Genomic DNA, 21263 nt, shown 5'->3' with positions numbered 1-21263 from the left:
AATGAAATGACGACAAGAAAGCTGTTCGGGCTGCCATCCTTGAAATTGATCGCGGTAGCCGCCGTCGCAGGCGTAATTGCCGGTGCGGCAGCGGTTTACATTAAGGAGGCCGGGTATGGCAATGCCGGCGGTGAAACGGCCTCTGCCGAATGCACCGCGGCCAAGGATCTCGTCCAGAAGATTACGCCGCTCGCCAAAGGCGCGGTGGCGGCGATGGTTGCTGTCAACGCGCCACGAAAGCTCACGTCCGTCGCCTTCAACGGTCCGGACGGCAATCCGGTGACGCTCGAGAATTTCGCGGGCAAGACCGTGCTTCTCAATCTCTGGGCCACATGGTGCGTGCCCTGCCGCGAGGAAATGCCGGCGCTGAACGCGCTGGAGAAGGAGATGGGCAGTGACAAATTCCAGGTCGTCGCGGTCAATATCGACACTGGAGATGAAGAGAAACCGAAGGCTTTCCTAAGCGAAATCGGCGTCGATTCCCTGCAGTTCTATCGCGACAATACGATCGGCGTCTTCAACAGCCTGAAGAAAGAGGGGGTTGCTTTCGGCCTGCCGGTGACGTTGCTCATCGACGACAAAGGGTGCCTGGTTTCGGCGATGAACGGCCCTGCCGCATGGGATAGCGGCGATGCAAAGGCGCTGATCCAGGGTGCAACAGGGTCTTAGCGCTACCGCGTCGGGACGGGCGTGTCGCCGCGATAATCGTAGAAGCCGCGGCCGGACTTGCGGCCGAGCCAGCCGGCTTCGACATACTTTACCAGCAGCGGGCAGGGGCGGTACTTGGAATCGGCTAGGCCGTCGTGCAGCACCTGCATGATCGAGAGGCAGGTGTCGAGGCCGATGAAATCGGCAAGCTGAAGCGGGCCCATCGGGTGGTTGGCGCCGAGCTTCATCGCCGTGTCGATGGCATCGACAGTGCCGACGCCTTCGTAGAGCGTGTAGATCGCCTCATTGATCATCGGCAGCAGGATGCGGTTGACGATGAAGGCCGGAAAATCCTCAGCTACCGTGACGGTCTTTTCCAGCGAGGCGACAAATTCCTTTGCGGTCGAAAACGTAACCTCGTCCGTTGCGATGCCGCGCACCAGTTCCACCAGTTTCATCACCGGGACGGGGTTCATGAAATGAATGCCCATGAAGTGCTCAGGCCGGTCCGTTGCCGATGCCAGGCGGGTAATGGAGAGCGAGGACGTGTTCGTCGCAAGCAGCGCGCCCGGCTTCAGCACTGGACAGACCTGCGCATAGATCTTGCGTTTTACCGCTTCCTCTTCGGTTGCCGCCTCGATAACGAGGTCGGAGGGAGCAAGGTCATTGAGGTTGGCGGAGCCGGAGATGCGGGAAAGAGTTGCTTTGCGCTCCTCATCCGTCATCTTGCCGCTCGTTACCTGCCGGGCAAGGTTGCCATTGATGGTCGCGAGACCGGATTCGATGCGCTCCTGCGTCAGGTCGTAGAGCTGGACCTTATAGCCCGCAGCTGCTGAAACATGGGCGATGCCGCAGCCCATCTGGCCCGCGCCGACAATACCGATCGTTTTCAACACCGCACTCATCTCCAAACCCCCGTGGCAGCCGCCCGCTCCGCCCGTATTTTTCTTCTAATGAAACTGCCGGGCAAAACGATCGCCCGGCAGCAGTAGTAGCCCCATAAGAGATAATTTTCCAGTCATTCGCAAGTGCGAAAAGCTGGCATTCTGCCCGTTTAAAGAGCTTTCTGCAGTTCCGGCAGGGCCTCGAAGAGATCGGCGACGAGGCCGTAGTCTGCGACCTGGAAGATCGGGGCCTCCTCGTCCTTGTTGATGGCGACGATGACCTTCGAGTCCTTCATGCCGGCAAGGTGCTGGATGGCACCGGAAATGCCGCAGGCGATGTAGAGTTCAGGGGCGACGACCTTGCCGGTCTGGCCGACCTGCCAGTCGTTCGGCGCATAGCCGGCATCGACGGCCGCACGGCTTGCGCCGACGGCGGCTCCGAGCTTGTCGGCGAGCGGCAGGATGACTTGCCTGAACTTCTCGGCCGAGCCGAGTGCGCGGCCGCCGGAGATGATGATCTTTGCCGACGTCAGCTCCGGGCGGTCGGAAGCCGACAGCGCGTCCTTGACGAAGGTCGAAAGACCCGGATCGGAAACGGCCGGGATTGCCTCGACCGGAGCCGAACCGCTGGTCTCGGCAACAGCGAAGGAGGCGGTGCGCACGGTGATGACCTTCTTGGCGTCGGTTGCCTGCACCGTCTGGATGGCGTTGCCGGCATAGATCGGCCGCTTGAAGGTGTCGGGCGCGACGACTTCGATGATTTCCGACACCTGCGCCACGTCGAGAAGGGCTGCAACGCGCGGAGCGACGTTCTTGCCGGTCGAGGTCGCAGCCGCAATGATCGTGTCGTAGCTGCCGGCGAGCGAAACGATCAGGTCGGCCAGCGGCTCGGCCAGATTGTTGGCAAGCGTGTCGCTTTCGGCCAGCAGCACCTTGGAAACGCCGGAAAGCTTGGCAGCGGCATCGGCGGCAGCCTTGGCACCCTTGCCGGCAACCAGCACGGTGACATCGCCGCCGATCTGGCGAGCAGCGGTCAGCGCCTTGGCGGTCTGGTCGGAAAGGCTTGCATTGTCGTGGTCAGCCAGAAGCAGAATGGCCATGGTCGTATTTCCTTTCTCGCCTTAGAGGACGCCGGCTTCGACTTTGAGTTTCTCGACGAGCTCGGCGACCGACTTGACCTTGACGCCCGCCTTGCGGCCACTTGGCTCTTCGGTCTTCAGCACCTTCAGGCGCGGAGCGGTGGAAACGCCGAAGTCGGAAGGCGCTTGTCTGTCGAGCGGCTTCTTCTTCGCCTTCATGATGTTCGGCAGCGAAGCATAGCGTGGTTCGTTCAAGCGCAGGTCGGTGGTGACGACGGCCGGCAGCTTGATGTCGATCGTCTGCAGGCCGCCATCGACTTCGCGGGTGACGGTCGCTTTACCGTCGGTAATCTCGATCTTCGAGGCGAAGGTTGCCTGGGCAGAGCCCAAGAGCGCGGCGAGCATCTGGCCGGTCTGGTTGCTGTCGTCGTCGATCGCCTGCTTGCCGACGATGATCAGGCCCGGCTGTTCGGCGTCTGCCACGCCCTTGAGGATCTTGGCAACGGCAAGCGGCTCGAGCGTCTCGTCGGTCTCGACCAGGATGGCGCGATCGGCACCCATGGCGAGCGCCGTCCTCAGCGTCTCTTCGGCCTTGGCCGGACCGATCGACACGACGACCACTTCCGCAGCCTTGCCGGCTTCCTTCAGCCGCAGCGCCTCTTCCACCGAGATCTCGTCGAACGGGTTCATCGACATCTTGACGTTGGCAAGCTCGACGCCCGTGCCATCCGGCTTGACGCGGATCTTCACATTGTAATCAACCACCCGCTTCACGGGGACGAGAATTTTCATGGGGTCCTTCCTTCAACTCTTTCGCCAAGAAAATGCGCGCTTCGGCGTCGCTCCGATTGTCGAATGGCGACATGGATACGCGTTTTTCCTCCAAATACAACGCTTGCCGGTCGCAGACAGACAAATTGCGTCTGCAAATATATGACGTTTACGTTCACGTCAATATTCGAGGAGGCGCGATATTTCTTTTCAGTGTCCAGGCGCCCCGTCGTCAGCGGCGACGACCGCCCGCCTCACAGCCGGCGTGCTGAAAACGGCGCGGGGCGTGACGATCTCGCGGTCGAACAGCGGCACACCCTTGCGGCGCATGAAGAAGACTAGAACGGCGCCGGCGACGATGCCGCCGGCATGGGCGCCCCAGGACACATTGCCGTCCGGATCGACAAGCAGCATGAAGAACTGCTGGCCGATCCAAAGCAGCAGCGGCACGAAGGCAGGAAGCGGCAACGGAACGCGGAAGAAGACCAGCACCCAGATTTTCACGCGCGGGTGAAGGACGACATAGGCAGCAACCACCCCTGAGATCGCACCTGAGGCGCCGACCAGCGGCGCCTGCGATTCCGACACGAGCAAGCCATGGCAAAGCGCGCCGAAGGCGGCGCAAACGAGATAAAAGATCAGGTAGCGGACATGCCCCATGGCATCCTCGACATTATCGCCGAAGACCCAGAGGAAGATCATGTTGGAAACGAGGTGCCAGAAGCCGGCATGCACAAAGGCATGGGTGATGTAGGTCAGCGGCTCCGGAACAATCGCGAGGCCGGGTGCAAGTGTTGCATAGTCAAAGGAGACCGCCGGTATGTAGCCCAGGCCGACTGATGTCGCCTGAGCCGTCTGTTCCGGAGCGAAGAAGCCGGTGAAAAGCCAGACGGCGATATTCATGCCGATCAAGCCCAGCGTCACCCACTGGACCTTGATGTGTTTCAGCGTATTGGCGTCGTGCAGCGGTATGAACATAAAGCCTGCCCCTGGCTATCGTGACCGCGAGAAGCCTATCTGTTTTTTCCAGGAACCCAAAGCACATCCGCGTTGCCGCGGTCATTGGCGTGGCGCGCGGCAACGAAGAGGAAGTCCGAAAGCCGGTTAACATATTTCAGGGCCGCTCCGCTGACGATTTCGCCCTCCGTGCGGGCGAGTTCCACCATCAGCCTTTCTGCGCGGCGCGCGATTGTGCGCGCTAAATGAAGATAGGCAGCTGCCGAATGACCGCCGGGCAGAACGAAGGATTTCAAGGGTTGCAGATCGGCATTCAGTTCATCGATCTCGCTCTCGATCCGCGCCACCTGCGTATCGATGATGCGCAACGGCTCGTGCTCCGGCGGCTTGCCGTCGTCGGGTGTCGCAAGGTCAGCGCCGAGGTCGAAAAGGTCGTTCTGGATCAGCGTCAGCATTCTTTCGAGAACCGGCATGCCCTGCATGTGCAGTCTTGCGACGCCGATTGCGGAGTTGACCTCGTCGATCGTGCCATAGGCTTCCACGCGCAGGTCGTATTTGAGACGGCGCGGTCCGCAAACGAGCGCAGTCGTGCCGTCGTCGCCGGTCTTCGTATAGATCTTGTTGAGTGTTACCATGCCTATCCCCTCTCTTCCCGGCGTTAACTAGGGCGGCCACCGCCTGTCAGCCAGAGCGTCAGCATGATCAGGATCACAGCGATCGCCTGCAGCAATACGCGGAGCTGCATCAGCTTGTTGGAAGTGTTCGCGTCGCCGCCCTTCATCATGTTGAAGAGGCCGCGGACCAACACGATCGCGACGAGGCCCATGATGATGATCGCGAAAATATAAGTGGCCGTGGACATGGAAGTCGGCTTTCTTGATTAATCGGTCCAGCGCATCAGGCGATAAAAAAGGTCCGCCGGAATCAGCCTCTTCAGGAACATGCCCTGTTTTGCCGGTGTCGTTACAGGATAATGTGGCTTCGGATTGTTCGAGTTCAATGCGTGTTTCAACACAGTATAGACGGCGTCGGGTTGAAGCTTATGTCGATTCTTCGGGCCAGTCCCGTCAAGACGCGCGAGCTGTCGGCGGTAATCTGCCGCATGCACGGAATTGCGGATGTCGACATGTTCTTTGAACTTCGCGAGCGCGTTGGCGGTAAAGCGCGAGGCAATCGGACCTGGTTCGATCAGGCACACGTGGATGCCGCTGCCCTGAAGTTCCATGCGCAGCGTGATGCTCAGCCCCTCGAGCGCAAACTTCGAAGCGGTGTAGGCGCCGCGAAAACGATAGGGCACGACGCCGAGAATGGACGAGCATTGTACGATGCGGCCCGAGCCGCGCCTTCGCATCAGCGGCAGTATTTGCCGTGTCAATTCATGCCAGCCGAAGAAATTCGTTTCGAACTGCGCACGCAGCACGTCGGTCGTTAAATCCTCGACCGCGCCGGGCTGGCCGTAGGCGCCGTTGTTGAAAACTGCGTCGATGCGCCCGCCGCTTGCCTCTGCTACATCGCGAACGAAATCAGTGATCGTATCCGACCGCGTATAGTCCATCAGGAAGGCTTCGATGCCCTCCTCCTGCAGCGGTCCGAGGTCGGCGTGTTTTCTGACCGCTGCAAAGACGCGCCAGCCGTCGGTCTTCAGGGCTCGCGCGCAATAGGCACCGATGCCGGATGAGCATCCGGTCACGATGATGGTGCGTTGCTCCGCCATGGAATGATTCCTGTACAAATTGGGACTCGTTTCCCATATTCGAACCGACGATACAATGACGAAGCCCGGGGGTGGAATGCCGAAGATAGTGCGTACGCTCTATGATGTGGCATACGACGCGATCTGCCACCTAATCGAGGATGACGGTTTCGCGATGGCGAGCCATGTCGCATTGTCGATCCTGCTGGCGGTTTTTCCTTTTTTGATCTTCGGCACGACGCTCGCAAACTTCCTCGGAGCCGACCAGTTCTCCTCCACGGCCGTTCATCTCATTTTCGATACCTGGCCGGAAGCGATCGCCAAACCTGTGGCCGACCAGGTGCTGCAGGTGCTGACGATTCCGCGCGGCGGACTGCTGACGGTCTCGGTGCTGGCGGCCGCCTATTTCGCCTCGAACGGTGTCGAGGCGCTGCGCATATCGCTCAACCGCGCCTATCGCGTACAGGAGACGAGGCCTTGGTATTTCACGCGCCTGGCCAGCCTCGGTTACGTGCTGATCGCGGTGATCATTTTTGCCGCCATCAGCATCCTGCTCGTCGCCGTGCCGCTCGCTCTCGATTACGCGCGGCAGTGGTTTCCGCTCTTTGCCGATACGCTCGAAATCGTTTTCAGCTGGCGAATCTACGGAACGCTTTTCGTGCTGACGGTCGGTCTGCTCGTCGTTCACCTCTGGCTGCCTGCCGGCCGCAGGCGGGTTTACGACGTTATCCCTGGGGTTTTGCTGACACTGCTTTTCTGGCTCGCGGGCGCGCTGATCTTCGCCTTTTACCTCGCCACCTTCGCGAATTACACAGCGACCTATGCGGGTCTGGCATCGGTGATGGTCGTGCTGATCTTCCTCTACATGGTCGGCGTGATCTTCATCATTGGCGCGGAAATCAATGCGGCACTGATGAAATTTCGGGTGCGCGCCATCTTCGCCCGCAATTTTTTGAGCGGGCAGGGCAGCAAGCTTTCAAAGACCGACAAGATTCCGGATATCGGCCGCCGATAGCCCCTTGCCACGCAAATCCGCAAGCCCGGTATCGCCATCGCTTTTCGAGAGCTTGCGTCCCTTTGGATCCGTCACCAGCCGATGATGGTGGTAGACCGGCTGAGGCAGGTCGAGCAGCACCTGCAGCAGCCGGTGGACCGATGTTGCGTGAAAGAGGTCGAGCCCGCGCACGATATGAGTGACGGCCTGCAGCGCATCGTCGATAACCACCGAAAGGTGGTAGCTTGAGGGGGCATCCGAGCGCGAAAGAACGACGTCCCCCCACACCGATGGATCGGCGGCAATCCCCCCGGTCTCGCCGTCGCCGGTCTCGCTCCAGGATAAAACACGATCGGCAGCCTGCAGTGCCCGCCCCATGTCCAGACGCCAAGCGTGTTTCAGGCCTGAAGCAAGCATCTTGCGCCGCTCGCCTTCACTTCGGTCGCGATCGTCGGAAGGATAGTGCGGCGAACCGTCCGGATCGCGCGGCCAGGGGTTGCCGCCGGCTTCGGAAGCGGACACTCTGGCTTTCACCTCGCCGCGCGTCAGAAACGAAGGATAGACCAATCCGCGCTCGATCAGACCATGCAATGCTGTCTGATATTCCGCGAAATGGTCGGATTGTCGCCGGACGGGCTTCTCCCAGTCGATTCCCAGCCATTCGAGATCGGCATAAATGCCTGCTTCGAATTCGGGTGTACAACGTGTCTGGTCGATGTCTTCGATGCGCAGCAGCAGGCGTCCGTCCATTGCTGCGGCCATATCCTGGTTGAGGAAGGCCGAGAGCGCGTGGCCGAGATGCAGCGGGCCGTTGGGACTGGGCGCAAAACGGAAAATGGGCTTTTGACGCTGAGTCGTGGTCATGCTTTCTTCTGCCACGAATTCGAAACCATCGCGAGGCAACGTGCAAATCATTCGAAGCGAAGAGGATATCCGCGAGGGACTGAAGCATTTGTTTCGCCTCGACCCGCGGCTCGCCGATATTGCGAAGGAGGTGGGTCCGATCCCGCTGCGCCTTCACGAGCCGGGTTTTGCTGGCCTTGCCCATATCATTGTTTCGCAGATGGTTTCGCGCGCAAGCGCCGATGCTATTTGGCGGCGCATGTCGCTTGCTGAAGAAGGAGTGCTGACGGCCGAACGCTATGTCGCACTGCGACCGGATGCCTGGCGGGAATTCGGTCTGTCGCGTGCCAAGGCGACGACACTGTCGGGCATCGCCGAAGCAGTCGTATCGGGCCGCCTTGATCTCGCTCTGCTTTCCTCGAGGCCGCCGGTGGAGGCGCTTGCCGAGTTGACGGCGTTGAAGGGCGTTGGTCCGTGGACCGCGGAAGTCTATCTGATGTTTTGCGGCGGGCACGCCGATGTCTTCCCATCAGGAGACGTCGCACTGCAGAACGCCGTCGCTGCTGCCTTTGGTCTCGCACAGCGTCCGCACGCGAAAGTGCTCGCCTCGCTTGCCATGGTCTGGTCGCCCTGGAGATCGGTCGCAGCAAGGCTTTTCTGGGCTTACTATGCTCAGAAACTGGGTCGCGGGCTCCTGCCGGTCGGCTGATGGGCAACGCTCATCGAAATGCCGTTATTGACTGAATTTATTGGGCTTCACAAGGCTGTCACAACCGGCCTAATATAAGGATGCAGATGCCGAATCGCTCAGGAGAGTACCTTGACGATTGCAGTCTCCCCCCAGGCCCTGCCGGCGCTCGTCCTGAACGCTGACTACCGGCCTTTGAGTTATTATCCCTTGTCGCTCTGGTCCTGGCAGGACGCGATCAAGGCGGTTTTCCTTGACCGTGTGAATATCATTGCGGAATACGAACATTCAGTTTCTTCGCCGAGCTTCTCGATGCGGCTTCCGAGTGTCGTCTGCCTCAAGACCTACGTTCAGCCTTCGCGGAACCCGGCCTTTACCCGGTTCAATGTCTTTCTCCGCGACAAATTCGAATGTCAGTATTGCGGCGAGCATGACGATCTGACCTTCGACCACGTCGTCCCGCGCGCCCATGGCGGCGAGACGACCTGGCAAAATGTCGTGGCGGCCTGCTCTCCCTGCAATCTCAAAAAGGGCAGCAAGCTGCCGAAGCAGGCAGGCATGTTCCCCTCGCAGAAGCCGTATCAGCCGACCGTGCAGGACCTGCACAACAACGGCCGGCTCTTTCCGCCGAACTATCTGCACGACAGCTGGCTCGACTATCTCTACTGGGATACCGAACTGCAGCCCTGATTGCCGCTATTTCCTTATGCCGATTTGCGGACGCCGACGAAAGCGAAAGCGGCAAGGATCAGGCTCGCAATCACATTCCAGCCCGCAAAGGAAAGACCGAGAACGCGCAGCGCCGCATCGGTGCAGGAGGGGCCGGTAATTGTGTTGAGTTCCGTCAGCAGGTCGCCGGCATTCTGCGTCATGGCGCCTGCACTCGTCGAGCAGGTCGCTGGCCCTGCCCAGAAATGCCATTCGACGCCCGCGTGATAGACACCCATGCCGGCACCGACCACCATCAGCATACCTGCCGCCAGAAGCAGGGCACGGGCGACCCAGTTCGGCAGACCGAAAAACGATGCGAGCGCGCCGAGGATCGCGATCGGAATACCGTAGTAATAGGGCTCGCGCTGCAGCAGGCAGAGCGCACAGGGAATGTAGCCGCCGATATACTGGAAGCCGAGTGCAGTTCCGACGACCACCGCCATGCCGAGGGCCAGCAGCAGCGAATAGAGAACGACCGGGCGGGAAAGAGGCGAGGCAATGGCAGTCATGGCGGAACTCCGCGAGCTTGGCTCAGTGGGCAAGGTAGCGATAGACAATATAAAGCACGATGGCGACCACTGCACCGATGCTGACAATATGCCCCAAGCGCTTTTCAATGAAATGGCGAATCGGCTCGCCGTAGCGGCGAAGCAGCCAGGCCAGGAATAGGAAGCGCGCGCCGCGGGCAACGATCGCCGAGATGACGAACAGCCATATGTTGACGTGAATCACCCCGGACAGGATCGTCACGATTTTGATCGGCGGCAGGTGCGCCAGTCCCGACGTCACCAGCAAAAGCAGGATCGTCTCGTAAGTGACGTAAGATTTCATCTGCTCGAAGGCATCGAGCTTTCCGTAGAATTCCAGCACCGGCCGCGCCACGGTCTCGTAGGCATAGAAGCCGAGCGCCCAGCCGGCGATGCCGCCGAGAACCGAGGCGGCCGTGGCAACGATCGCATATCGATATGAACGCTCGGGCTTGGCGAGTGCCATGGGAAGAAAAAGGACATCGGCCGGGACGAGAAAGACGGAGCTTTCGACGAAGGCGATAACGGCGAGCCAGACTTCGGCCGATCTGCGGGCGGCGAGAGACATGGTCCAGTCGTAAAGTCTGCGGAGCATTCCATTCCTTTCGTGCTGCGGTGCAAAAGCTTTAGGGGGGCAGTCTGACGCTGTAAATGCCTAGTGTGGCAATGATGCCAGCGTGCCACGAAAATTTTCGTGATCCGTATCGCGGCTGTGCTCCCAGGTTTTCGGGAGATTGCAAATCGGTGAATCTTCTGCAAGCTGGTTTCCGATTGGTTCTTGCAGGTGGCTATGAATGAAATTGAGGGTGATTGAGGGCGGGCTCGGCGAAGCGGCCGATGCGCGCGAAACCGTAGCTTCAGCTCGAAGGCCGAGCAGGGAGGATGTACGGCGGGAAGCCGTCAGGCGGCTTCGGGAAAGCGGCTATCATTCGTCTTATGTGAGAGAGTTTGCGACGGGTGTTCCTGCGCCGGAAGCGCTCAGATATCTGAAGATGCAGCTCGATTTTGCGGCCGAGACGCTGTCGCGGCTCGATCCGATCCCCCACGACTTCTCCGCGGATGCCTATTGGCCTTCCGCCGACACTTCGCGTTGATCCGGCTGCTCTTCGCGCTTCGCGTTTAGTGCGTTCATCTGCGAGCGCTCTCGCGCCATTTCGCTGACGGCGGCCCTTAGCGCCGGGTGGCGGGCGGTGAACATATTGAAGTCACGGCGTTCCAGCACCAGGAATTGGCAGAAATCGATGGCAATGACATCGGCGGTTCGCCGTCCGCCGCTCAGCAGAGCCATTTCACCGAAAAATGCACCCGGTTCGAGACGGACGGCGCCGCCGGGAAGACGGACTTCCACGGCTCCGGACGAGAGAAAATACATGCCGTCCCCGCGGTCCCCCTTGCGCATGACGCGTTCGCCCGGCAGCGCGGATTTGGGACGGAAGAGAAGGAGCAGTTCCTCCTGCGAGTGCTCATCGACCTTGGCGAAAAGCGGGAAAGTCTCGATCAGTTGCTGCATCTCCAGCTGATGCTGGCGCTCCCGCGCTTCGGTAAGTGCCCTGATCTTTTCAAGCTCGCGTCCGAGCGCCTCATGCCGGCGGCGGCCGTAATGATTGCTGAGCACCGGCCATCGGGCGTGCACATAGGTATGCAGCGCCTCGGCGCCGGCGCAGACGAGCGGATTGAGCGTGATCGAAATGATCGCGGACGCAAGGATGACATCCTGCCCGTCAGTCGGTAGCAATCCGAGGGAGACGCCGAGGCCGGCAAGAATGAAGGAAAATTCGCCGATCTGCGCCAGTCCGCCTGCGACGGTCAGCGCCATTCCGATCGGATATCGAAGCAGGATGACGATCAGAAAGGAGATAATCGCCTTGCCGACGATGATCAACGTCAGCGCGCTGATGACGGCCATTGGCTGGCGGGCCAGGATCGATGGATCGAACAGCATGCCGACCGACACGAAGAACAGGACTGAAAAGGCGTTCTGAAGCGGCAGAGAATCGGCAGCGGCCCGGTGGCTGAGATTGGACTCGCTCATCACGACGCCCGCGAAAAAAGCGCCGAGTGCGAAGGAAACGCCGAAGATCTCGGCGGAGCCGAAAGCGATGCCGAGGGCGATGGCAAGGACCGTCAATGTGAAGAGTTCGCGCGAGCCGGTTCGGGCGACGAGCGTCAGGAGCCAGGGAACAATCTTCGGGCCGACAAAGATCGCCATGACCGCAAAGGCGCCGACCTTCAGCAGCGTCAGCGCGATCGCCAGCGACAGCGGCAGCCCAGCGCCCTGTGCAGCATCGCTGGCGGCGTGGCCGCCGAGCAATTCCGCAAGGGCAGGCAGCAAGACCAGCGCCAGAACCATCGCCAAGTCTTCGACGATCAGCCAGCCGACCGCGACGCGGCCGCTTGCTGAATTCAGGAGGTTTCGTTCCTCAAGGACCTTCAGCAGCACGACGGTGCTTGCCACCGACAGGCTGAGGCCGAAGACGATCCCGGCGCCGAGCCCCCAGCCCCACCATTTCGCGAGGCCAATTCCGAGCAGCGTAGCGATGATGATCCGGATGATCGCGCCCGGCACGGCGATACCGCGCACGGCAAGCAGGTCAGCGGCGGAAAAATGCAGCCCGACGCCGAACATCAGCAGGATGACACCCATCTCCGCCAGCTGTCCGGCAAGCGCTGTATCGGCGACGAAGCCCGGCGTGAACGGTCCCATGAGTATGCCTGCCACGAGGTAGCCGACCAGCGGCGGCAGCCGCAGCCTGTCGGCCACATATCCCAGCACCGCCGCAAAGACGAAGCTGACGGCGACTGTGGCAATAAGCGTTACTTCCTGATGCACATCCGTCCCTTGATATTCGTTGGCGACCGCCACTTTGACCGAAGCGTGAGTGAAATTAAATACTTGATTTGAGTTTCCGTATCACCGGCAAATGCTGAGCTCCAGCGATACTGGAGCGTTCTCGTGGCGACACCAGTTTGGCGTCAGTTTCGCAGATCAATATAAGCGCGCACTAAAACAGAAGTCGCTGTCTCATTGGAGAATTCCATGCGAGAAATAGAAGCTGTTGATGTCGCGTTCAAACGGTCTTTCGAAGCCGTCGAATTCGGGTATGTCCGAGAGGTATCTCTTGAGGACGAAGCCTGCTGGGGTCTGTTCGATTCCGAAGGTGATGTGATCTTCGTCGGCGACGACCTAGACGAATGCCGCTCCTTCGCTGCAAAGGAAGAGATCAGGATTCAGCTGATCCAGTAGGAGTCGTCGCGTGTGGTCCCGCACTTCTTGCAGTTCTTTTCGCAAACCCCGCCGCGGTAACGACGTCAGCGCGATAAGGATTGGATGTAGTCGTAACTGACGATGGCTTCCTCGCTTGTGCCCTCGTCGTAGATCTTGGCAAGGGTCGCGTGCAGGTCAGGGGAGTAAAGAGCGCTCCAGAGCTCAACCCGCTCGCCGCCTCTTTTGGTTTCCTCTCTGATCCTGAAAACCTCGTATTTGCACCGGCCAACTGCAACTGTCTCGCGTTTAGTTACCGTCAGCTCCAGCGTCCACTTGTCACTGGATTGTTGAGGATCCAAGGGGACAAAGGGGATGACGTGATGACCATCCTTCTTGATGGGCAGAAGCTTGTCCAAGCCATCGAGTGGATAGATGGCGTAACGCTCATCGCTGCTGGAGCGCGACAGATCGAAAAGCCCCTGGTACGAATAAACCGTCTGCTTCTCCGAACTCCCGAAGGAATTGGTTATTGCGACCACCGGCCCTTGCGCCGGCCGGAATTCGCTTATCGCCCCCGAATTCCTCAATAAGAAACCGTTCTTTGCACTCTTGGCTGAAGGGCAATCCGCGCCATAAGAAACAACCGGAAGGACAACAAGAAGGAGCAGGTTGAAGAGGCGCCTTTTGATCATGATCTTTTGATGGCAGCGGGTTAGGGTTTCCCGAACGCTAGATCATCAGAATGAAAAGGTCGACAAGAATAATCGCTTTGGTTGAAATTTTTCACAGCTCTGACCGTTGACGACGAGATCGCCATCAGTTGCACCGGCGAACTCCGCCAGGGATATACTGGATGCTTCGTCATCGCCGCTCTTGAGCATCTCAATCGCGACGAAGTGGAGATCATTGTCGGCGAAGGCCGCATCTCCGCCTTCGTCAGCCCGGTCGGGGACGACAAGACGGTAATGATGGTCGGCGTCGTTCGCATGGCCGGAACATCTTGCGTCGACGTCTCGAAAGGACAGGCGGCATGACGCAGCTCGCACTCGATGGCAGCATCGGTCTAATGAAAAAGGCCGCCGTCATTTCCCATTGCGGCCGATTTCGCTACGAGCTGACGCGTGTGTGGGAGAAGGGCAGGCCGCTGCTCGTCACCTGCATGCTGAACCCTTCGACGGCCGATGCCGACAACGATGATCCGACGATCCGCGCGCTGATCCATTTTGGCAAGGCGTGGGGCTATGGCGGCCTGCTGGTCGTCAACCTCTTCGCCTTCCGCTCGTCGAGCCCGATCGTGATGATGTCGTCGCACTGTCCGCGCGGCCCGAAGAACGTCCAGTTCATCGATACCGCCTTGACGCTCGCCCGCTCGCAGAACACGCCGGCTCTTGCCGCATGGGGCGCCAACGGCGGGCACCACGCAGGTCTGAACGATGGGGAAGGTGGACAGGACTGGTTCTGCGGCCGCGCCCGCCACCACACCGTCGATCTCGTCTGCCTCGGGCTGACGAAGGACGGATTTCCGAAACACCCGATGGCACGTGGCGTCCATCGCATTGATCGGAACCAGCAGCCGGTCATGTTCCGGCGCGCAACGCAGGCTGCGTAAACGTCAAAAGCAATCGACGATGTGATCGCCGAGCGCCGTCGTATATTCTTTCACTCTGGCGGGCGAGTTGGTCGCCTGAACCGGTTTAAGCCGAAGGGTCGTGCCAGCGACGGAGTTCGGCAAGCCGTTCACGGTCAACGGCCCCGGCAACAAGATGCGTGACTGGTGCGACCAGGCCGAGCTGTTCCACTGCACCCGGCCCCCCGCAAGGCGGGAGCGACGATCGCCGCTGAGAACAGTGCGACCGACGAAGAACTGATGGCGATCTTCGGCTGGACGACGAAGAGCCAGACGACGACCTATACGAATTATCGGATCGTTTTTCGTCGGTGGTGCCCCATGCCGGGGTCGAACCAGCACTTCTTTCGAAACTCGATTTTGAGTCGAGCGCGTCTACCAATTCCGCCAATGGGGCAACGGATACCGACGAGCCGGGTGTCTAACATGCGACCCCCGACCGCGCAAGACGGCGGGCGGGCTTATCAGGCTGATTTGATACGGCTTCCGGCTTGATGTTCCGTGGAAAGCCTTTTGCAATCAGTGTGCGGTAGCCGGTGCCGGTTCGGTCAAGCCGGACTTCTTCAACGTGATGGCGAGGATCGAGGCGAGCAGGCAGAAGGCGCCGGCAACGAAGAAGGCCGGCAGGTAGCTCGACAGCTCGGTCCGTGAAAGGCCGGCACCATAGGCAGCGGTTGCCGCGCCCAGCTGATGGCCGGCAAAGACCCAGCCGAAGACCAGACCGGCCTTCTCCCGGCCGAAGCGGTCGGCGGCAATCTTTACGGTCGGCGGAACGGTGGCGATCCAGTCGAGGCCGTAGAACACCGCGAAGATCGAAAGACCGTAGAAGCTGAAATCGCTGAAGGGCAGGAAAAGCAAGGAAAGCCCGCGCAGACCGTAATACCAGAAGAGGAGCCAGCGGTTGTCGAAGCGGTCCGACAACCAGCCGGAGCCGATCGTGCCGAAGAAATCGAAGATACCCATTACGGCTAGAACGCTGGCCGCCGCGACAGGCAGGATGCCGAAGTCGCCGCAAAGCGTGACGAAATGAGTCTGGATCAGGCCGTTGGTGCTGAGGCCGCAGATAAAGAAGGTGGCGAACAAGATCCAGAAGGTCGAAGTTCCGGAGATCTCTTTCAGGATCGTGATCGGCGTCTTCAGCGCGCCGACCAACGTGCCGCGTGCCGGCGGCGGCGTGACATGAGCTTCGCCGAGCGAGGGCAGGTTTAAGTCGGAGGGCCGGTCGCGCATGAAGGCAAGCACGGCAAGTGCGGCAACCATGATCATGGCGCAGACGAAGAAGACCGTGGAGCGCCAGCCGTAGCGTTCTGTTAGTTCCGCCATCAGCGGCAGGAAAACGAGCTGACCGGTGGCCGAGCTTGCCGAAAGCATCCCGACGACGAGGCCGCGGTGCTTCGTGAACCAGCGGGCAGATATGGTCGCTGCAAGAACCATGGCCGTCAGGCCCGTGCCGAAACCGACGACGATGCCCCAGAGCAGCAGAAGCTGCCAAAGCGATGTCATGAAGAGCGAGCCAACGAAGCCCGCGCCGATCAGCGCAAGCGCGAAGACGATGACCTTGCGCACACCGAAATAGTTCATGAAAGCCGCCGCGAAGGGACCCATCAGGCCGAAGAGGACCAGGCGGATCGCAAGTGCGGAGGAAATCTGCGAAGTTTCCCAGCCGAACTCGTCCTGCAGCGGCTTGATCAGCACGCCCGGCGCGCCCATGGCGCCGGCGGTGACCAGCATGGTCAGGAAAGTCGCGCCGACAACGATCCATCCGTAATGGATGTTGCGGCGTGCAAGGGTGGAGGCAAGCGCAGTGGAAACCATGGGGCAAGTTCCATTCGTGGGAATGATCGATACATCACTGATTTAGATGATGGTCATCATGTTTCTTGCGTATTGATGATAGGCGTCATATAATTTGTCAAGGGACTATTTTTCGGAGCCGGATCATGCGCGTCAGCCGCGAAAAATTTGCAGAAAACCGCCAGAAGATCCTGGAAGTCGCGGGCGTAATGTTCCGCGAAAACGGGTTTGATGGCGTAGGGGTTGCCGATATCATGAAAGCCTGCGGGCTGACACATGGAGGGTTCTATGGCCACTTCCAATCAAAGGAAGAGCTGCAGCTGGAGGTCAGCCGTGCGCTGATCGCCAGGGTGGAAGTGCGATGGAAGGCTCTTATCGCCGATGCTCCGGATCGCCCCCTGGAAGCGCTCCTCGACCACTATGTTTCCTGGTGTTCCGTCGACAATCCAGGCTCGAGCTGTGTCTTCGTGGCGCTGATGGAAGAGGTGAGCCGCAGCAGCGGTGCGGTGCGGGAAACCTTCAACGACGGGCTTTCCACGCTTGTCGATATCCTGGCGGAGATCGTTCCGGGTGAGACGCTTGAGGAGCGCCGCAAGAATGGCTTTACGACGCTCTCATCAATGATGGGGGCCGTCAGTCTGGCGCGCGCGGTCGAAAATCGCGAATTGGCCGGTCAGTTCCTTTCGACGATGCGGGAGAAGCTGGCACCGGCAAAATATGTCGACGCCTGAGTGCCCGCCGGCATGTGTCTGCTTTATTTGAAGCCTTCCACGTGGTGCGGAACATAAGGCTCTTCGAGAGCGGTGACGTCCTCGGCGTTGAGCTTGACAGCCAATGCCCCAACGGCGTCCGAAAGATGGTGCGGCTTGGATGCGCCAATGATCGGTGCGGTCACCGCGCTCTTCTGCAAGATCCAAGCAGTGGCGATCTGGGCTCGGGAGACGTCATGTGTCTTCGCCAATCGGCCGACCGTGTCGATGATTTTGCGGTCGGCATCTTCGGCCTGCCTGTAGAGCGTCTTGCCGAATTCATCCGTTTCCGTGCGGGCGGTCTTTTCGTCCCAGTCGCGCGCCAGGCGGCCGCGGGCAAGCGGGCTCCACGGAATGACAGCGATCTTCTGGTCCTCGCAGAAAGGCAGCATCTCGCGCTCCTCCTCGCGATAGAGAAGGTTGACATGGTCCTGCATGCTCACGAACTGAGTCCAGCCGTTCAGCCGCGAGGTGTAGAGCATCTTGGCGAATTGCCAAGCGTACATGGAGGAGGCGCCGATATAGCGCGCCTTGCCGGCCTTCACGACGTCGTGCAACGCCTCCAGCGTTTCCTCGATCGGCGTCGTGTAGTCGAAGCGATGGATCTGGAAGAGGTCGACGTAATCCGTGCCGAGTCGGCGCAGGCTGTTGTCGATTTCGTCAAAGATCGCCTTGCGGGAAAGACCAGCGCCGTTCGGACCGGGGCGCATGCGGTTGAAGACCTTGGTCGCGAGTACGATATCCTCGCGCTTCAAGTCCTTGATTGCCCGTCCGACGATTTCCTCGGACGAGCCGTCGGAATAGGTATTCGCCGTGTCCAGGAAATTGATGCCAAGATCGAGTGCCTGCCTGATGATCGCGCGGCTTTCCTCCTCGCCGAGCGTCCAGGCGTGATTGCCGCGGCCCGGATCGCCGAAGGTCATGCAGCCGAGGCAGATCTTCGAAACTTCAAGGCCAGTGCCTCCGAATTTGACATAGTCCATGAATTGACTCCGTGAATGAATCTCAATCCCCCGAGACACCTCGGGGTGATGTAGGGCGCAATCGGTGAGAATGTCAGCAATCCGGCGAAAGAATATTTCAGGCGTATCCGTGCGATCATGAGGTGGAGCTTTGAAACACGCGATCAAGCGAACTTGCACTCGATCGCCGCAAGGTGTTAGCTGGTGCAGCATTCACTGGATTTCGAGTATGAGACTTCCCGCCCGCGACCGCTATGACGGTCTTTATCGCGATTTTTCGTGGGAGATTCCGGAAGACTTCAATATCGGGCGTGCCGTCAGCGACGAATGGGCGGCGCAGGCACCGGAACGCATCTGCCTCGAACATTTCAGCCCGGATGGCCGTCATTTGTCGATGACCTACGGCGCGCTGGCGGAGCGCTCGTCGTCTTTTGCCAATGCATTGACGTCGCTCGGCATTCGCCGCGGCGATCGCGTCGCGTTGCTTCTGCCGCAATGTTTCGAGACGGCGATCGCCCATGTGGCGATCTACAAGATGGGTGCGATTGCGCTGCCGCTCGCGCTGCTCTTTGGCGTCGAGGCACTGGAATACCGGCTGAGAACGTCAGGCGCGGCTGCGATCGTCACCAACTCGTTCGGACTGGAGCGGGTGAACCAGATTCGTGAAAACCTGCCGGAACTCAGCACGGTCATCAGCATCGATGGCGGCGACGCGATTGCTTTCGGAGCGCTCGTCGAGGCGCATCCGCCGCTTTTAGACGTTGCTGCGACCAGCCCGGAAGATCCGGCGTTGATGATCTTCACATCAGGCACGACGGGGCCGCCCAAGGGCGCGTTGCATGGCCATCGCGTTCTAGCGGGCCACATTCCCGGTATGCAACTCGCGCATGAAGGTTTTGCGCAGCCCGGCGACAAGGTCTGGACGCCTTCGGACTGGGCCTGGGCGGGCGGGCTGCTGAATGCGCTGCTGCCAAGCCTCCTGCTTGGCGTTCCTGTCGTTTCCTCTCCGGCGCAGAAGTTCGACGCCGATATGGCTTATCGCATCATGGCCGAGATGAAGGTGCGGAATGCCTTCATTCCGCCGACAGCGCTCCGCCTGCTGAAATCGATCAGTGATCCCCGCGCGAAATACGATCTCAATCTGCGCACCATCGGCTCCGCCGGTGAATCGCTCGGTCGCGAAACCTATGAGTGGGCGCGCCAGGCGTTCGGCATCACCGTCAATGAGTTTTATGGCCAGACGGAGTGCAATTTCGTACTCTCCTCCAGTGCAGGCTATGGTGTCACGAAGGCAGGCGCGATCGGCCGCGCGGTTCCCGGTCACCGGGTTGCTATCATCGGCGAGAGCGGCGATGAAGTGTCCCCCGGCGAGACAGGCCAGATCGCTATCAAGGCGCCCGATCCGGTCATGTTCCTCGGCTATTGGAACGACGGCGAGGCAACCAGGAAGAAGTTCATCAAAGGCTGGCTGCTAACCGGCGATCTCGGTCATCAGGATGACGAGGGCTACGTCATTTTCGAAGGCCGGGATGATGACGTCATCACCTCGTCAGGCTATCGCATTGGTCCTGCCGAAATCGAGGACTGTCTGTGCGGCCACCCGGCCGTGCAGCTCGCTGCCGTCGTCGGCAAGCCGGATCCGGTGCGCACCGAGATCGTCAAGGCCTATATCGTGCTTTCACCTGGCTGCACGCCCAGCGATGCGCTCGGCGCTGAAATCCGCGATTGGGTGAAGATGCGGCTTTCGATGCACGAATATCCGCGCGAGGTAGAATTCGTGGACGCGCTGCCGCTGACGACGACCGGCAAGGTCATCCGCAGACTTCTGCGCGAAAAGGCGGCCGGCGAGGGGCCTAACCGCGCCGCGTAAGCGATATGATCTTCTCGCGCAGCATCTTCGCCATATTCCGGGTGCTGCGATACATATGCAACTGAGCGGCGGCCTGCCGAACATCGCGGTCGCCGTTCTGCGTCAGGCCGATCACCAGCGTTCCCATTTCCTCGCGCTCCTGCCAGAAACGGCTCATGATCGGATGATCCGGCACCGCGCAGGAATCGGAACGCACGATATTCGCATCGTCGAGATGCCACTCCGTCAGTTCGGCCATCAGCAGCTTGCCCGGAGAATAGCGGGCATAGGCCTCGTCGTAGGCCGTCTTCCAAGTATAGGCCTCGCCGCCCATCATCAACACGACTGTTGCCGCGATCGCCTTGCCGTTCAGGTCGATCGTGTGAATGCGCACCGCGTCGATCGCCGCAAGGTTCGAGACGGCTTCGCGGGCAAAGGCCGTGTGGTAGCGGTCGGTTGCCAGCGCGCTTCGTCTCTTGCCTTTCCAGCCGCCGGCTTCCATTGCTAAGAATTCTTCAAACCGCACATGAATATCGCGGGGCTGGCGCGCGACGCCATAGACAGCTGTTCCGAGCTCTTCGAGCTGCCGCCATTGACGGCGCATTTCCCTTTTATGCGAAGAAGAGATGGTACGGCCAAGATAGGCCATAGCGTCGTCCTCGCTCTGCAGCATAGGCCGCTGCGATGGATTGGTGACCGTGACCGGCAGGTTGCGGCTCAGCGCGACCGCCTTTGCCATGCGAGCAAAGATGCCGTTCAGGCGAATATCCGGCAGCACCAACGTTGCGGGAAGGTTCAGATCGCGCGCCGTCAAGCCTTCAAAAAGATTGTCCAGCGTCTCAGCCGCATCTTCGGCATCCACCAGGGGGGTGCCGAGCGGCGCGAAGCTGTTCGACCATGCGCGGATGATCGAGGGGCCGACGGCAAAGCCGGGTCTTTCGACAGAGAACGGCATCAGGAAACGCAAGCGGCTGCGCCGGCCGTTCTCATCGCGGATCAGTGCGAAATTCACTTGCCGGTCTTCAAGCCGCGGCATGGCGGGCGCAAGGAAGCGGCCGGTGAAGAAAACATTCGGCTCCATCGCACGGTTCGAAAGGAAATCCAGTTCGTCCTGCAATTCATAGCCGAGCCTGCCCGGATAGAGGCAGAGCTCCCGGCCCGGACGTCCGATCTCGACGCGCGCTTCGGCCTGCGGCAAGTCGAAGTTTATCGAGGCAAGCTCGTGAACCATGCGATTGGCATTGGTATCGGTGCTTTCGGTAACGGGGGGGACACGCACCAT

At 60.1% G+C, this 21263-nt stretch carries 25 protein-coding genes and 1 tRNA gene; 10 read left to right on the top strand and 16 right to left on the bottom strand.

Going from position 1 to position 21263, the window contains the following annotated elements:
- The first annotated feature begins 6 nt into the window (after positions 1-6).
- Entirely contained in the window at positions 7-669 is a 663-nt protein-coding gene (locus tag ISN39_RS17355; protein WP_074069840.1) for a TlpA disulfide reductase family protein, read from the top strand.
- A 2-nt stretch (positions 670-671) separates the two neighbouring features.
- Here the strand turns inward: ISN39_RS17355 and ISN39_RS17350 are convergent, their stop codons facing one another.
- The 7 genes from ISN39_RS17350 to ISN39_RS17320 form a co-directional block, all read right to left on the bottom strand.
- Complete coding sequence (locus ISN39_RS17350; protein ID WP_074069839.1) at positions 672-1553, bottom strand: 3-hydroxybutyryl-CoA dehydrogenase; 882 nt, start codon at positions 1551-1553, stop codon at positions 672-674.
- 149 nt (positions 1554-1702) lie between these two features.
- Complete coding sequence (locus ISN39_RS17345; RefSeq protein ID WP_194728328.1) at positions 1703-2632, bottom strand: electron transfer flavoprotein subunit alpha/FixB family protein; 930 nt, start codon at positions 2630-2632, stop codon at positions 1703-1705.
- A 21-nt stretch (positions 2633-2653) separates the two neighbouring features.
- The gene (locus ISN39_RS17340) at positions 2654-3403 is read right to left on the bottom strand and encodes an electron transfer flavoprotein subunit beta/FixA family protein (RefSeq protein ID WP_194728327.1); all 750 of its coding nucleotides are present in this window, start codon (positions 3401-3403) and stop codon (positions 2654-2656) included.
- A gap of 189 nt (positions 3404-3592) precedes the next feature.
- On the bottom strand, positions 3593-4360 hold the full coding sequence (locus ISN39_RS17335) for a rhomboid family intramembrane serine protease (RefSeq protein WP_194728326.1): 768 nt from the start codon (positions 4358-4360) through the stop codon (positions 3593-3595).
- 35 nt (positions 4361-4395) lie between these two features.
- A complete protein-coding gene (locus ISN39_RS17330) occupies positions 4396-4974 on the bottom strand; it encodes a cob(I)yrinic acid a,c-diamide adenosyltransferase (RefSeq protein WP_194728325.1) in 579 nt (192 codons plus the stop codon).
- 23 nt (positions 4975-4997) lie between these two features.
- Positions 4998-5201, bottom strand: a complete 204-nt coding sequence (locus ISN39_RS17325; RefSeq protein WP_194728324.1) for a twin transmembrane helix small protein — start codon at positions 5199-5201, stop codon at positions 4998-5000.
- A gap of 18 nt (positions 5202-5219) precedes the next feature.
- Complete coding sequence (locus ISN39_RS17320) at positions 5220-6053, bottom strand: SDR family oxidoreductase (RefSeq protein WP_194728323.1); 834 nt, start codon at positions 6051-6053, stop codon at positions 5220-5222.
- Between the two features lie 76 nt (positions 6054-6129).
- Here ISN39_RS17320 and ISN39_RS17315 point away from each other — a divergent pair, with 76 nt between their 5' ends.
- Complete coding sequence (locus ISN39_RS17315; protein WP_039846275.1) at positions 6130-7047, top strand: YihY/virulence factor BrkB family protein; 918 nt, start codon at positions 6130-6132, stop codon at positions 7045-7047.
- Here the strand turns inward: ISN39_RS17315 and gluQRS are convergent.
- The gene (gene gluQRS, locus ISN39_RS17310; RefSeq protein WP_194728322.1) at positions 7009-7890 is read right to left on the bottom strand and encodes a tRNA glutamyl-Q(34) synthetase GluQRS; all 882 of its coding nucleotides are present in this window, start codon (positions 7888-7890) and stop codon (positions 7009-7011) included. The genes ISN39_RS17315 and gluQRS overlap by 39 nt on opposite strands.
- On the opposite strand from gluQRS, the gene ISN39_RS17305 reads away from it, so the two are divergent.
- Both ISN39_RS17305 and ISN39_RS17300 read left to right on the top strand, forming a co-directional pair.
- Complete coding sequence (locus ISN39_RS17305) at positions 7889-8578, top strand: DNA-3-methyladenine glycosylase (RefSeq protein WP_194728321.1); 690 nt, start codon at positions 7889-7891, stop codon at positions 8576-8578. The genes gluQRS and ISN39_RS17305 overlap by 2 nt on opposite strands.
- 111 nt (positions 8579-8689) lie before the next feature.
- Entirely contained in the window at positions 8690-9247 is a 558-nt protein-coding gene (locus ISN39_RS17300) for an HNH endonuclease (protein ID WP_074069829.1), read from the top strand.
- A gap of 14 nt (positions 9248-9261) precedes the next feature.
- On the opposite strand, the gene ISN39_RS17295 is transcribed toward ISN39_RS17300, so the two are convergent.
- Together ISN39_RS17295 and ISN39_RS17290 are read right to left on the bottom strand one after the other, a co-directional pair.
- Complete coding sequence (locus ISN39_RS17295; protein WP_074069828.1) at positions 9262-9777, bottom strand: disulfide bond formation protein B; 516 nt, start codon at positions 9775-9777, stop codon at positions 9262-9264.
- Positions 9778-9799: 22 nt separating this feature from the next.
- Positions 9800-10390, bottom strand: a complete 591-nt coding sequence (locus ISN39_RS17290; protein ID WP_074069827.1) for a YqaA family protein — start codon at positions 10388-10390, stop codon at positions 9800-9802.
- A gap of 199 nt (positions 10391-10589) precedes the next feature.
- Between ISN39_RS17290 and ISN39_RS17285 the strand changes: the two genes are divergently transcribed.
- Positions 10590-10889 carry a hypothetical protein gene (locus ISN39_RS17285; protein WP_074069826.1) on the top strand — a complete coding sequence of 100 codons (300 nt, stop codon included), beginning with the start codon at positions 10590-10592 and terminating at the stop codon, positions 10887-10889.
- Here ISN39_RS17285 and ISN39_RS17280 read toward each other — a convergent pair.
- Positions 10859-12625, bottom strand: a complete 1767-nt coding sequence (locus tag ISN39_RS17280; protein WP_194728320.1) for a cation:proton antiporter — start codon at positions 12623-12625, stop codon at positions 10859-10861. The two genes, ISN39_RS17285 and ISN39_RS17280, sit on opposite strands and share 31 nt — an antisense overlap.
- 207 nt (positions 12626-12832) lie before the next feature.
- Between ISN39_RS17280 and ISN39_RS17275 the strand changes: the two genes are divergently transcribed.
- The gene (locus ISN39_RS17275; protein ID WP_194728319.1) at positions 12833-13039 is read left to right on the top strand and encodes a hypothetical protein; all 207 of its coding nucleotides are present in this window, start codon (positions 12833-12835) and stop codon (positions 13037-13039) included.
- Between the two features lie 65 nt (positions 13040-13104).
- Here ISN39_RS17275 and ISN39_RS17270 read toward each other — a convergent pair whose 3' ends face one another.
- On the bottom strand, positions 13105-13692 hold the full coding sequence (locus tag ISN39_RS17270; protein ID WP_074069824.1) for a hypothetical protein: 588 nt from the start codon (positions 13690-13692) through the stop codon (positions 13105-13107).
- Positions 13693-13773: 81 nt separating this feature from the next.
- On the opposite strand from ISN39_RS17270, the gene ISN39_RS17265 reads away from it, so the two are divergent.
- Entirely contained in the window at positions 13774-14034 is a 261-nt protein-coding gene (locus ISN39_RS17265; RefSeq protein ID WP_194728318.1) for a hypothetical protein, read from the top strand.
- Complete coding sequence (locus tag ISN39_RS17260; RefSeq protein ID WP_194728317.1) at positions 14031-14609, top strand: DUF1643 domain-containing protein; 579 nt, start codon at positions 14031-14033, stop codon at positions 14607-14609. Before ISN39_RS17265 ends, ISN39_RS17260 begins: the two co-directional genes overlap by 4 nt.
- Positions 14610-14939: 330 nt before the next feature.
- Here the strand turns inward: ISN39_RS17260 and ISN39_RS17255 are convergent.
- Positions 14940-15024: transfer RNA gene (locus tag ISN39_RS17255), tRNA-Leu, on the bottom strand.
- Positions 15025-15146: 122 nt separating this feature from the next.
- On the bottom strand, positions 15147-16442 hold the full coding sequence (locus ISN39_RS17250; RefSeq protein ID WP_194728316.1) for an MFS transporter: 1296 nt from the start codon (positions 16440-16442) through the stop codon (positions 15147-15149).
- 125 nt (positions 16443-16567) lie between these two features.
- Here ISN39_RS17250 and ISN39_RS17245 point away from each other — a divergent pair, with 125 nt between their 5' ends.
- A complete protein-coding gene (locus ISN39_RS17245) occupies positions 16568-17152 on the top strand; it encodes a TetR/AcrR family transcriptional regulator (RefSeq protein WP_194728315.1) in 585 nt (194 codons plus the stop codon).
- A 23-nt stretch (positions 17153-17175) separates the two neighbouring features.
- On the opposite strand, the gene ISN39_RS17240 is transcribed toward ISN39_RS17245, so the two are convergent.
- Positions 17176-18153, bottom strand: coding sequence for an aldo/keto reductase (locus ISN39_RS17240; protein ID WP_194728314.1), 978 nt, complete (start codon positions 18151-18153; stop codon positions 17176-17178).
- A gap of 208 nt (positions 18154-18361) precedes the next feature.
- Between ISN39_RS17240 and ISN39_RS17235 the strand changes: the two genes are divergently transcribed.
- Positions 18362-20002, top strand: coding sequence for an AMP-binding protein (locus ISN39_RS17235; RefSeq protein ID WP_194728313.1), 1641 nt, complete (start codon positions 18362-18364; stop codon positions 20000-20002).
- On the opposite strand, the gene ISN39_RS17230 is transcribed toward ISN39_RS17235, so the two are convergent.
- Positions 19986-21263 carry a GNAT family N-acetyltransferase gene (locus ISN39_RS17230; RefSeq protein WP_194728312.1) on the bottom strand — a complete coding sequence of 426 codons (1278 nt, stop codon included), beginning with the start codon at positions 21261-21263 and terminating at the stop codon, positions 19986-19988. The two genes, ISN39_RS17235 and ISN39_RS17230, sit on opposite strands and share 17 nt — an antisense overlap.

The sequence above is a fragment of the Rhizobium sp. 007 genome, from assembly GCF_015353075.1.
Taxonomy (GTDB): Bacteria; Pseudomonadota; Alphaproteobacteria; order Rhizobiales; family Rhizobiaceae; genus Rhizobium.
The sequence above is the reverse complement of the archived record's forward strand: the minus strand, read 5'-3'. Positions and strand labels throughout refer to the sequence as shown.